The sequence below is a fragment of the Fictibacillus sp. EA-CB0309 genome, assembly GCF_055814265.1.
This window is the reverse complement of sequence record NZ_CP169271.1, coordinates 3,497,439-3,510,312: the sequence shown is the minus strand read 5'-3', so window position 1 is coordinate 3,510,312 and position 12,874 is coordinate 3,497,439. Positions and strand designations below refer to the sequence as shown.

At 41.3% G+C, this 12,874-nt stretch carries 9 protein-coding genes and 3 pseudogenes; 10 read left to right on the top strand and 2 right to left on the bottom strand.

Translation table 11 applies throughout. The annotated features are described in order from the left end of the window. The first annotated feature begins 162 nt into the window (after positions 1 to 162). Positions 163 to 873, top strand: a complete 711-nt coding sequence (locus tag ACEWFH_RS19645) for a phosphatase PAP2 family protein (RefSeq protein WP_473725365.1) — start codon at positions 163 to 165, stop codon at positions 871 to 873. Positions 874 to 1,287: 414 nt separating this feature from the next. On the opposite strand, the gene ACEWFH_RS19640 is transcribed toward ACEWFH_RS19645, so the two are convergent. Together ACEWFH_RS19640 and ACEWFH_RS19635 are read right to left on the bottom strand one after the other, a co-directional pair. Beyond that, positions 1,288 to 1,758 (bottom strand): diacylglycerol/lipid kinase family protein, encoded by a 471-nt coding sequence (locus ACEWFH_RS19640; RefSeq protein ID WP_473725364.1) that lies wholly within the window; start codon positions 1,756 to 1,758, stop codon positions 1,288 to 1,290. Then, entirely contained in the window at positions 1,755 to 2,246 is a 492-nt protein-coding gene (locus tag ACEWFH_RS19635) for an antibiotic biosynthesis monooxygenase family protein (RefSeq protein WP_473725363.1), read from the bottom strand. Before ACEWFH_RS19635 ends, ACEWFH_RS19640 begins: the two co-directional genes overlap by 4 nt. Before the next feature lie 156 nt (positions 2,247 to 2,402). On the opposite strand from ACEWFH_RS19635, the pseudogene ACEWFH_RS19630 reads away from it, so the two are divergent. The 9 genes and pseudogenes from ACEWFH_RS19630 to ACEWFH_RS19590 form a co-directional block, all read left to right on the top strand. Next, positions 2,403 to 3,019 (top strand): annotated as a pseudogene (locus ACEWFH_RS19630) (transglycosylase domain-containing protein); the annotation flags it as partial. 57 nt (positions 3,020 to 3,076) lie between these two features. Then, positions 3,077 to 4,096, top strand: coding sequence for a transglycosylase domain-containing protein (locus tag ACEWFH_RS19625; protein ID WP_473727365.1), 1,020 nt, complete (start codon positions 3,077 to 3,079; stop codon positions 4,094 to 4,096). A gap of 29 nt (positions 4,097 to 4,125) precedes the next feature. Further along, positions 4,126 to 4,635 carry a hypothetical protein gene (locus ACEWFH_RS19620; protein ID WP_473725362.1) on the top strand — a complete coding sequence of 170 codons (510 nt, stop codon included), beginning with the start codon at positions 4,126 to 4,128 and terminating at the stop codon, positions 4,633 to 4,635. A 441-nt stretch (positions 4,636 to 5,076) separates the two neighbouring features. Beyond that, entirely contained in the window at positions 5,077 to 6,105 is a 1,029-nt protein-coding gene (hemE, locus tag ACEWFH_RS19615) for a uroporphyrinogen decarboxylase (protein ID WP_473727364.1), read from the top strand. Positions 6,106 to 6,111: 6 nt separating this feature from the next. Beyond that, positions 6,112 to 7,053 (top strand): ferrochelatase, encoded by a 942-nt coding sequence (hemH, locus tag ACEWFH_RS19610; RefSeq protein WP_473725361.1) that lies wholly within the window; start codon positions 6,112 to 6,114, stop codon positions 7,051 to 7,053. Between the two features lie 5 nt (positions 7,054 to 7,058). After that, positions 7,059 to 8,463, top strand: a pseudogene (hemY, locus tag ACEWFH_RS19605) (protoporphyrinogen oxidase). 245 nt (positions 8,464 to 8,708) lie between these two features. After that, a pseudogene (locus ACEWFH_RS19600) lies at positions 8,709 to 9,935 on the top strand (ATP-binding protein); the annotation flags it as partial. 45 nt (positions 9,936 to 9,980) lie between these two features. Beyond that, positions 9,981 to 10,553 carry a TetR/AcrR family transcriptional regulator gene (locus ACEWFH_RS19595; RefSeq protein ID WP_473727363.1) on the top strand — a complete coding sequence of 191 codons (573 nt, stop codon included), beginning with the start codon at positions 9,981 to 9,983 and terminating at the stop codon, positions 10,551 to 10,553. A 155-nt stretch (positions 10,554 to 10,708) separates the two neighbouring features. Next, a complete protein-coding gene (locus ACEWFH_RS19590; RefSeq protein WP_473725360.1) occupies positions 10,709 to 12,847 on the top strand; it encodes a YhgE/Pip family protein in 2,139 nt (712 codons plus the stop codon). Positions 12,848 to 12,874 lie beyond the last annotated feature (27 nt).

The following is a 12,874-nucleotide window of genomic DNA, read 5'->3' as shown; positions in this document are numbered from 1 at the left end:
ACACCTGTTTTGTTAATTTCTTCATTACATTGGAGTATAATGTGTGTGAACTTTCGTGCTTGAGCAGCTTTCTTACCATAGCTAATGCCTAAAAGTGGTTTAATATAAGGTGAAAAAGTGAAAACTTACCTTAAAACCAAGGCTGAAGATGAGGAGATCTTTATGTTACGAGAACTGGCCAACAAACTACCCTTTCCAATACTACCTTTACTCTATATATTGGGCGGGCTAGCTCTTTCATTTTTTTCTTTAAATGTGTTTTTCGAGTTGTCAGAAGACTTGATGGAAGATGAGCGTTTTCAGTTTGATCAAGTGATAATAGAATACGTTTCAAATATAAGAAACGAAACGTTAACTGGAATTATGAAATTTATAACCTTCTTGGGATCCATTAATGTTCTTACTCTCTTATTAGTAGGAAGTCTTATTTGGCTGATCGCTAAGCGGAAGAATTATTGGGGCGCAATCTTTTATTTAGTAGCAGTTGCAGGTGGCGGTCTTTTAAATCTCGGTTTAAAGCATTGGTTTGGGAGAATCCGTCCAGAAAATAGTTTAATCGTCGAGCAAGGATTCAGCTATCCGAGCGGACATGCCATGGGGAGTTTGATTTATTATGGTTTTCTTGGTTATTTGGTAGTTCGCAGCAGAAGGGGAAAGGCTCTTAAAGTATTACTGGCGGTTGGTTTTATTACAACCATTGTTCTGATTGGTTTTAGCCGCATCTACTTAGGGGTTCACTATCCATCTGATGTATTAGCAGGTTTTTCAGCAGGAACGGTCTGGCTGTTTATTTGTATAGGTGGCCGGGAATCGATTAGAGCTTATCAAAAAAGGACGCTTCCTTTTTTAAAAGGAAACATCCCCAATAAGTGAAATTAGGTTTTTTTGCAGACATTTTACAACAGCAGGTGTCTCATGTTCGCGCTCTCCATCACAGTCAATGAGCTGTTGGGGAGCCGTTTTTATGTGGATTTCTGAGCTTTGGAAATAGTGATAGCCTTGTCCTTCTTGCGATGTGTCAGACAAACGATTTTGAAGAACATCCCAAATAAACGAAATGGAAGGTTCTTCGATCAGCAAGCAATCCAGCATGCCGTCTTGTATATCCGTATCTGGAAAAAAGGTCGTATGCCCCCAGTGAACGGGCCGTTAACAGCTAGAAACATCGCGGCATTCCCATGAAATTGAAACTCTTTGGATTCTATCGAAATCTCGAAAGGTTCCCATGTTTGAAAGGATTTAGCGGCTGATAAATAATAGGAAAGCCTGCCGAATTTTTCTTTTGTATCAGGATCGATCGATTCTGAAACATGCGTGATAAGACCGATTCCCCAAAAATTCGTAAAAAATGACCGTTGAATTCACCAACATCAATAGGTTGAATTCTTTTTCACTTAGCTGTGCCGCAGCTTTCACAGGATTTTGGTTCATTCCTAATGCCCTCGAAAAATCGTTGCACGTTCCGCCAGGCAATATGCCGAAAGCTGGTGGATTTTCTTTTATCGATAATACCGCTTCTGCAATTTCATGGACGGTACCATCACCACCCGCCGCGATAATTAGATCCGTTTCTTGATGAAGCTGCTGGACGAATGATGCGCCTTCTCCAGGAGCAGTCGTCTCGTAAACTTGAACATCCTCAAATCCATTTTTTAATTCGGTAAGTACAGCATTCCACTGATTTAGAAGCCGACCTTGACCAGCAGCTGGATTAAGTATGACGGAAACTCGTTTTAATGATGCAGGATTCGTATTCATTGTACGACCATGTATTCTTTAACGAATGACTTTCCACTAAAGAGTGTTTCAGGAAGGCCTTTTGAGGTGCCTCTATTTTTGTGTGCTTCTTCATAAGCTTTTGACTGCTGCCAATTCATAAAGTCAGCATGCGAATTCCAAAGCGTCATAACGATGTATGGATCTTGGTGAAGTGGCCGCAAAATTCGAATGCCGTTAAAGCCAGGTTCACTTTCAACAAGTCCTGCACGGTTTTGAAAACGTTCTTCAAACAGAGCTCTACCTTCATCTGAAACCGGAATATGGTTCATAACGACGAAACCCGCTCCAGTCAAAGATCCTCTTTGGTTAATAACTTCATACTCATGTTTTTCTGTAAATGGATTTTCTCCGTCTGTTTCAAAAACAAGAGCGGAATTCGAATCACCTTCTAGCAGGATAGCTTGGTCGTATTTTTCTTGATAGGTCGCCAAATAGTCTGTAGTCCCATATGTAATGTATATATTCATGCGGATCCCTGCCTTTTTTATTAATTTACCTATGTTTTACCCAACCGTTCAGCACATTAAACAGTGTAAGAAGCTGGTTACTTGTAATATACTTTCCAACTAAGGGAAAATTATATAAAATGTACTTTTCGACCTAGAATGAAATGAGGGTTGGTTATGGTGAAGAAAAGTCTCATCGCGCTCGGTGTATTAATAGGTTCGCTCATTATTGGTTTTTTTGCGTACTTGTTTATTATCTTGGCTGGAGATTATGTAATAGATGAAAAGGATCTTGTTATGGATTCTGCAACACTTCTTGTTACAGAGAACGGAGATAAAATAACAAAGATTTATGATGAAAACCGTGAAATCGTCAGTATAGAGGATATCCCGAAACATGTTCAAGAAGCCTTTGTCGCCGTAGAGGATAGCCGATTTTATAAACATAATGGTATTGATGTTAAGGCGATATCCCGTGCGATCTATAAGGACATTTTGGCTGGAGGGAAAGTTGAGGGAGGCAGTACGATCACTCAGCAGCTTGCGAAAAACGTTTTTTATCACACGAGAAGTCGTGGCTTCGAAAGACGAAGGAGGCCGTTATTGCGATAAATCTAGAAAGAAGATATCCGAAAGATAAAATTTTAGAAATGTATCTAAATCAAATCTATTTTGGACATGGAGCGTACGGTATCCAGCTCGCAGCGAAAACGTATTTTAATAAGGATGTAAGTGACTTAACTGTTGCTGAAGGAGCTTTGCTTGCGGGACTTCCGAAAGCACCAAACTACTATTCTCCGCTCAAACATCCTGATGAAGCAAAAGAGCGCCGTGACCTTGTCCTAACACTAATGGAAAAACAAGATTATCTTTCGCCTTCAGAAACCGTTAGGGCACAAGGGAAGACCATTGCCCTTGATTTTCAGCAAGAAGAACGGAATCCCGCTTATACAACGTATATTGATATGGTGATAAAAGAAGCGAAGGACAAGTATCACCTCTCAAGAGAAGAACTGAGACAGGGCGGCTACAAAATTGTGGTACCTATGGATCCTGCAGCACAAGATGCGGTGTATAAAAGTTTTCAAGACGGCCAGTATTTTGTCGGTACGGGCCAGGAAAAACCTGAAGGCGCGATGGTTTTGATGAATGGCAAAACTGGCGGACTGATCGCCGTTCAAGGCGGACGGAACTATGTAACGGAAGGGCTAAATCGTGTAGAAGTTAACCGTCAGCCAGGCTCAACCTTTAAGCCTTTATCTGTATATGGCCCGGCGTTGGAATCAGAAAAATATAAACCCTATTCTATGCTGCGAGACGAGGAATTAAGCTATAACGGTTATGAACCGAAGAATTATAACGGCAGATATGAAGGCGAAGTGTCGATGGTTGATGCCATTTCCCATTCGGTGAACTCTTCTGCAGTTTGGCTATTAAATGAGGTTGGAATTTCAGACTCGAAAAACTATCTAGACCAGCTCGGAATACCGATTGAAGATAAAGGACTTGGAATTGCGCTCGGCGGTATTGATCAAGGTGTAAGTCCACTTCAAATGGTAAAAGGATACCGCAGTTTTCTTCATGAAGGTAAAACGGTGGAACCTTTTGTGATCAGCAAGATCTATAACAATGAAGGAGATCTTATCGGTAGAGCTAAGCGTGAAGAAAAGAAAGTGTGGAAAAAGCAGAACGCATGGTACATGACCCGCATGCTTCAGCAGGTAGTGAAGAACGGAACGGGATCTGATGGACCTGAAAATATGGAGATCGCAGGGAAGACTGGAACCACGAACTATCCGAATGTAAAAAAGGAAACAAAGATACGTGGTTTGTCGGCTATACCCCTGAAATCGTTGGTGCCGTTTGGGTAGGGTATGATCGAACGACGAAGAATTCCTATTTGAACAGCGGAAGCGCTCTTCCAACGCTTTTATTTAAACAAGTGATTAATGGGATGCCTTCTCAACAGGGATTATCGTTTAAAAAACCTGATGGGGTGAAGGATTTAGAGCCTCCTATTGACTTGATAGAGATTCGCGACCTGCGTGCAGCTTTTGGAATGGGCGACTATGGCATGCCGTCCGTTAAGCTAAACTGGACTCCGTCTAGAGATAAGCGGCTGCAGTATAAGGTTTATGCAGTGAATGAAGGTGAAACTACCCTTTTAGATACATTAAAAGGAAAAGGAGAGTATACTGCTTCGGGCAAGAATCTCTTCACACTGCCAGACTTTTATGTTGTTCCATACAATCCACTTACGAAACAAGAAGGAGAACCATCAAATGTTGTGTCGATCTCTCTTTTCCCGAGTTTTGGTGAGGAAAATGAGAAAGATTTGAGAGATAAGGTTCGGAAAGATAGAGAAAAAGAGAAGAAGAATAAGAAAAAGAAAAAGAAGAATGATGAATAAGACTGAGTGGAAGATAGTCGGTGAGACTGTCTTCTTTTTTTGAGGAAGTGGAAGTAGAGCGAGACGAGGGGAGTCGAACTGTGTCGAATAGCCTATATTTTCTAATTAAGACTTAATTAGTGCTTCATTAGACTTAATTGTTATCCATTTAGACTTAATCAAAGTCCATTTAGACTTAATTGTTTACTACTTGGACTTAATCCATATTTTTTCTCGTTCCATCCCGTTCACCAGCTTATAACTGTAAAGGCTTTCATCACCTGATGAACATCCATTTTGCCAAAATCATGACAATTGAGCTTTCAGCCTATACTTTTATTATGAATTCCCTTACAATGTGTATGGATATTGACGTTAAAGGTTTTAAGTTTCAGCAGCTAGGAGATAACAATAGTGCTGTGAGCTTTTGGTCTTGGATAGAAAGGTGTGTACGTTTTGACAATGAATGAAGAGTTTTTGAAAGCGTGTCGTAAGGAGAAAAATTCACATATTCCTGTATGGTACATGAGACAGGCGGGCCGTTCCCAGCCAGAGTACCGTAAATTGAAAGAGAAGTATTCACTATTTGAAATCACACATAGACCAGAGATATGCGCTGGCGTTACGAAGCTGCCTGTTGATCAGCATGGTGTTGATGCTGCCATTCTTTACAAAGATATTATGTCTCCTGTCCCTGCGATCGGGGTGGATGTAGAGATTAAGTCAGGAATTGGACCAGTGATTGAAAAGCCTGTTCGAACACGTGAAGACGTGGAACGATTAGGGACGATTAACCCGGAAAAAGACGTACCTTATGTTTTGGATACGATTAAGATTTTACGTCAGCAATTAGAAGTGCCTCTTATTACGTTTGCAGGAGCTCCGTTTACACTTGCGAGCTATATGGTTGAAGGCGGGCCTTCGCGCGATTATCATAAAACTAAGCAGCTGATGTACTCTGACCCTGAAAGCTGGTTCATGCTGATGGACAAGCTAGGCGATATGACGATCGCTTATGCAAAAGCGCAGATCGCAGCTGGCGCACAAGCGTTTCAGATTTTTGATTCATGGGTTGGCGCGTTGAATGCACAGGATTACGCAAAATACATCATGCCTGTCATGGATAGAATCTTCTCCGAACTTCGAGGAGAAGGAGTGCCTTTAATTCTTTACGGAACAGGCGCACGCCATTTAGTAATGGAGTGGAATGAACTTCCTATCGATGTGATTGGTCTTGACTGGAGAATATCCCCAAGAGAAGCGCGTCAGATGGGTGTTACAAAGGCTCTTCAAGGAAACTTGGATCCTTCCATTCTGTTGGCGCCATGGGAAGTAATCGAAGCACGTACGAAAGAAATTTTGGATGAAGGTATGCAAGAACCAGGTTTTATCTTCAATGTCGGAAAAGGTATTTTCCCTGAAGTAAACATTGCAACATTAAAGCAGTTGACCACCTTTGTTCATGAATATACGTCTAAAAAACTAGGGTGATAAAGAGTGAGTAATAAGAAAACAGGTCTATTAATTATGGCGTACGGCACGCCAAGAAGTCTTGATGAAGTAGAAAGCTATTATACACACATTAGACGAGGACGTAAGCCTTCTCCTGAACAGCTGCAGGAACTAACAGAACGATACGAGCAGATCGGCGGAATTTCACCGCTTGCTAAGATTACAGAAGAGCAAGCTCAAAAAATTGAAGAAGAAGTGAACCGTCGTTTTTCTGACCGAGAGTTTAAGAGTTATCTCGGACTGAAACATATTGATCCATTCATTGAAGATGCTGTGCATCAGATGAAAGAAGACGGTGTTGAAGAAGCGGTGACTTTAGTTCTTGCTCCTCACTACTCAACGTTCAGTGTAAAGTCTTACAACGGACGCGCGGTAGAGGAGTCTGCCAAAATAGGCGGTCCGTCGTTTGTAACCATCGATAGCTGGTATGATGAGCCTAAGTATGTTCAATATTGGGCTGATGGCATTAAACAAACGTTTAATAACATCCCAGAAAATGAGCATGACAAAACCGTTGTGATCTTCTCTGCGCATAGTCTTCCAGAAAAGATTCTTCAAATGGGGGATCCGTATCCGACGCAGCTTCAGGAAACGGCTGATCTTATTGCGAAAGAAGCGAATGTTCCGCACTATACGATCGGTTGGCAGAGTGCTGGTAATACACCTGAACCGTGGATCGGACCAGACGTTCAGGATTTAACTCGTGATCTCTATAACGAGCATGGCTACAAGCATTTTATCTATTGCCCGGTTGGTTTTGTTGCCGATCATCTAGAAGTTTTATATGACAATGACTATGAGTGTAAAGTCGTCACGGATGAGTTAGGCGTTAACTATTATCGTCCTGAAATGCCGAACGCAAAGCCTGAATTTATTGATTGTTTGGCAACGGTAATCGAAAACGCACTAGCAAAAGAAAGAATGTGAAAGATATGAGCGAGCGAAAGCACGTTATTATATTGGGCGGCGGCATAACAGGTTTAGCCGCTGCCTTTTATGTTCAGAAATATGCTAAAGAAACTGGAAAACCGGTAACTTTTACATTGCTTGAGGGTAGCGAGCGGCTTGGCGGGAAGATCGATACGATTAGAGAAGACGGTTATGTATTAGAACGCGGACCCGATTCCTATCTTGCTAGAAAAACGGTTATGACAGATCTTGTTAACGATATTGGTCTTGGTCATGAGCTGGTTTCCAATGAAACAGGGCAGGCATACATTTTGCATAACATGAAGCTTCATCCGATTCCAGAAGGAGCTGTGATGGGGATTCCGACAAAAGTAATGCCATTTGCGTTCACACCCCTTTTTTCTGTAGCAGGAAAAGCAAGAGCGGGATTAGACCTTGTTCTGCCTAAACGAAGTGATGCAGATCGTGATATTTCAGTAGGTCATTTTTTTAGAAGGCGTCTTGGTGATGAAGTGGTCGACCGTCTGATTGAACCTTTATTATCAGGTATCTATGCAGGACGAATTGATCGACTCAGTTTGCAATCTACTTTTCCACAATTCGTGGAAACAGAAAAGAAGCATAGAAGCTTAATTTTAGGGATGAAAAAGTCGCAGCCTAAGATACAGAAAACACCGGAACCACAAAAGAAAAAAGGTGCTTTTTAACGCTTAAGGGCGGATTGTCATCATTCATAGAAGCTCTGTCGAAATCCTTGCCCCAAGATCGTATTAAGACTAGGGTTAACGTGCAGGATGTTGTGCGTTTAGAAGATGGAACGTATTCGGTAAATATGAAAGATGGTTCAATAATCATAGGTGATCATGTGATTGTGACGACTCCGTATGTGATCACGAAAAAACTATTTGATGAATCTCTCTTCCAGCGGGATTTCATGAAACGAAGCCTACTTCTGTAGCGACGGTCGCGATGAGTTTTAATGAGGAAGATGTGGACTTTTCTTTAGATGGTACAGGTTTTGTTATTGCTAAAAGTGAGAAGACTTCTATTACGGCTTGTACATGGACGAGCAGAAAGTGGCCGCATACGACACCGCAAGGCAAAGTTGTCCTTCGCTGCTATGTAGGCCGAGCTGAAGATCAGGATATCGTTCACGAAACAGATGAAGTTATATTGAAAAAGGTATTGGACGACTTGAAAAGAATCATGGGTGTTGATGCACGTCCGGAATTTTATCACGTTTCCAGAATGGTTGATTCGATGCCGCAGTATGAAGTGGGTCATAAAGAATATGTGAAGAAGCTGCGAAACACGTTTAACGAAAAGCTTCCGGGTGTGAAACTAGCAGGAGCCCCATACGATGGTGTAGGACTGCCAGATTGTGTGAACTCTGCTAAAATGGCTGTAGAATCTCTTTTTAAGCTTTAGAGTAGTATGTTCTTAACAGCTTATTTCTTCGGGGTTGCGTATCTTTTTCCAAAGAACTTCATGCCAAGTTGATTGAAGCGAAGCAACTGGAGCGGAAATCAACCTACTTTCAAAATAATCATTGTATGTGAACATCTTAAATAAATGAAAAATTAAACGACAAATGGATATGTTTGTCGTTTTTTATATTTTCTTGTAGAATGTTTCTGCTATACTGAAGAAAGAAAAAAGGGAAGGGGAGCATTATGCAAGCATTTATTGAACCGTTATTTGTGAATATTGCAATCATTTTCTCCTTTACACACCTTCTGAATATGTTCTTTCCCCTTCATCCTGGTGTTATTCCAAGTTATAAAAACCAAGTGATCTTTGGTTTGATTAGCGGAGTTGGAGCGCTAGTTTGTATGCTTTTTCCTATTGAAACTCTGCAAGATTCGTTTTTTGATTTAAGAAATGTACCGATCATGATTGTCACACTTTATGTAGGCTGGCTGCCGGGGGCAATCTGTTCATTGATTGTACTTGTGACTAGAATGGCTATGGGCGGGGATTTTGCATGGCTTGGAGTCGTTTTGACTTTCTTGGCATATGTCGTCTGCTTGATTTATCATGGATTTTTTGATGAAGACAAACGCAGATGGATTTCTGCGATCTATATTGCTTTGGTTTATACGTTGTTTTATATGTTGTTCATCCATACGTATTTAGATTTTCTAACGATTGATTTTTATTTGGTCTATTTCTCAAGTTTTTTAATCGCATTCTTTTCTTGTATATTTTTAATTGAGAGACTCGTTAAGATCAACATGCAGTTAAAAGAAACGGTTTATTTAGATAAGCTGGCAGTTGCAGGACAAATGGCAGCTGCGATTGCGCATGAAGTAAGAAATCCAATGACGACAATTAGAGGGATGATTCAGTTTCTCGGCAGTACGACAACAGATGCAAAGCTGAAGGAACATTCACCGCTTTTGATTGAAGAGTTGGACCGAACGAACAAGATCATCACGGATTATTTGTCTATGGTTAAGCCTGATGTTCCGAAGCTTGAGAGAATTATGCTTGAAAAGGTTTTGCGGGATGTTATTGCGTTAACGGCTCCATATGGGGCAATCAACAATGTGGAAGTAACAGCTAGTGAGATGGGTCCTTACAAAGTTTGTATTGATGAACCAAAACTGAAGCAAGGGTTGATCAATATAATAAAAAATGGTATCGAAGCGATTGAGCAAAGTGGAACCATTCATCTGTATCCATACAAAGTGACGAAAAGGAATATTACCATTGCGATTGAAGACAATGGTAAGGGTATGACAGAAGCGGAACTTGAACAGATCGGTCTTCCTTTTTATACGACGAAAGCCAAAGGTACTGGTCTGGGCATGATGGTAACGTATAAATTGATTCAGGATATGGGCGGAAAACTTCGCTATGAAAGTGTACTTAACGAAGGGACGCGGGTACTTTTAACATTGCCGCTATATACAAAATCAAGTCCGATGGTAGAGGAGGGTAGAATGATGGACCGAAGAAAAAGCATCTTGGAAGCAGCAGAGCGTTCTTTTTCGATGTTTGGTTACAAAGCAAGTACGGTAGACCAGATCGCGAAGATTGCTAACGTTGGAAAAGGAACAATCTATACTTTTTTCTCTAATAAAGAAGAGCTGTTTTCTGAGATCATCACAAATTTGGTGAAAGAAACAAAACTGGCGGCTTCTGCTGCAATCAAAGAAGACCGCCCCTTTTATGAAAATCTGCACAATGCTCTTTATGAAGTAATCGAGTTTCGAAAAACGCATCAGTTGGCAGTCAAACTTTCACAAGAAGTGAAAGAATTAAATACATCGCCCGTAACGGAAGCCCTGCAAAGGATCGAAAAGGCTGTGTTAAGTTTTGTTCAAAAAGAACTCGATAAAGCAGTCGAAAAAGGCGAGATCAAAGAATGCCCAACAGACATTGTCGCCTTTATGATGGTAAAACTTTATCTCGCTCTCATATTCGATTGGGAGCGTGATAACGAGGCTCTTAAAAAAGAGAAGATGCTTGAAGTACTCGAGATGTTTGTGATGGATGGCTTAAGAAAATCCTAGTGTTGCAGAAGCAGATAAAACGTGATATATTTACTCGTGACCAAATTCTAATTTCGGTCATTTTTCTAAAAGCGGAACGTAAGAGTTCTCTTTTTTGGAGTAAAATGACCATATGACCAAAACGGTCATAAAGTATTAAAGAGGAGTGAAAATTAGTGCTAAAAAGTATCGGAGCTCAATTTAAAGCGGTATTTTCGAACAGAAAAATTGCTGTGCCGGTCTTGGCAGTTCTTTTTATACCTGTGTTATACAGTGGAATGTTTCTATGGGCGTTCTGGGATCCGTATGACAAGATGGAAGATCTGCCGGTTGCCGTAGTCAATCAGGATGAGGGATATGAGTATAACGGAGAAAACTTAACGGTTGGGGATGAGTTTGTTGAAAAGCTGAAAGAGAATCCTCAGTTTAAGTGGAAATTCGTAAGTGAAGAAAAAGCAAAACAAGGACTCGAACATAATGATTATTACATGATGATTGAAATTCCAGAAAACTTTTCTGAAGAAGCAACATCATTATCAGGCAGCTCGAATAAAAAGCCAGAAATCATTTATACACCGAACGCAGGCTTTAACTTTCTAGCAGCACAAATTGGTGGAACAGCCGTTGATAAGATGAAGGAAAGTTTATCCAACGAACTCACCAAAACATATGCTGAGGTCATGTTCGATCAAGTAGAGCAATTAGCCGGTGGTTTGGAGAAAGCTGCAGACGGTTCGAATCAAGTAACAGATGGTCTGAAGAAAGCTTCGTCTGGAAGTGGTGAACTTGCAGCGGGTATGGAAGAGAAAACACCACAGATCAATGAGCTTAAAAATGGTGCAGCTACTTTCCAATCAAAAATGACTGAGTTTGATAGCGGGGTCGATAAACTGCTCGCTGCTCATAAACAGCTTGCAGCAGGTCAAGGTCAGCTGAGTAACGGCGCACAAGCGCTAAAAGGCGGACTAAGTCAGGCCACAGCAGGGTCTGAAAAAATCAAGGATGGCAGTCTTGCACTCAAAGGCGGTGCCGCTAATTTATCAAATGGTGCGAGTACGCTTGCCGGTTCTGTGAATGAATGGAACGCAGGTGCACAAAAAGCCACAGCAGGATCAAAACAACTAGAACAACAAATTAATGCATTGATTCAAAACCAAGGCAACATGTCAGACGAAGAGATTGCAGCTTCTTTAAAACAGCTTGCAGCGGCAAGCAATGGTATTAATAAAGGATTAGATGGTTTAACGGCAGCAACAGGTAAGATTGCTGGAGGTGCTAATGAACTTTCAGCCGGTGCTAAAAAACTTAGTGACTCACAAACCGCTGTAGCACAAGGAGCAGAGCAGCTTCATAACGGTCAGCTTAAATTAGTTGGCGGAGTTGATCAGCTTGCGAGCGGTCAAGCAAAAGTAAATGAAGGGACGCAAACGTTTCAATCTAAGCTAGGAGAACTAGCGTCTGGTTCTCAACAGCTGTTAGCTGCTAGCGGAAAGATTGCAGATGGAACGTCAACGGTTTCATCAGGATGGCAAGAGGTTACGGGTCACGTGAAAGAGATTCATAACGGCGAACAAAAGCTTCTTGATGGAAGCGGCAAATTATCGTCTTCACTTAGTGAAGCAGCAGACAAAACAGGAGAACTTGATCCAGACAGTGAAATGTTTGAGAGAATCGCGAACCCTGTTTCTGTGAAAACCAAAACCTTCTCAGATGTTCCAAACTATGGAACTGGTTTTGCTCCTTACTTCTTATCACTAGGGCTTTTCGTAGGGGCATTGTTAATGTCGATCGTATTCCCGTTACGTGATAAAGCAGGAGAACCGCGTTCAGGATTTAGCTGGTTTGCCGGCAAGTTTACTTTCTTAGCGGCAGTGGGTGTCATCCAAGCACTGATTGCTGATTCTGTCTTATTGTATGGACTGGACATTGAGGTAAGTAACTTAGGAGCATTTATAGGACTAAGCATCATTACAAGTTTAACGTTCTTAGCTCTCGTACAATTGCTAGTGACGGTTTTAGGAGACCCGGGCCGATTTGTAGCGATTATCATTTTGATTCTGCAACTTACAACGAGTGCAGGAACATTCCCGCTTGAACTGATTCCGAACGGTCTTCAAGGCTTTAACATTTGGCTTCCAATGACATATTCGGTGGCAGGCTTTAAAGCCGTAATCTCAAGTGGTGATATGAGCAGCTTCATCTTCAACATGTGGATTTTAGTAGGGTTCATGGCACTTTGTATGGTAGGAACATGGATCTACTTTGCAAAACAAATTAGAAAAAAGAATGATACGGAAGAAGTAGCAGCAGCTTAAATAGGATGCGAACACCTGAGGGACTAT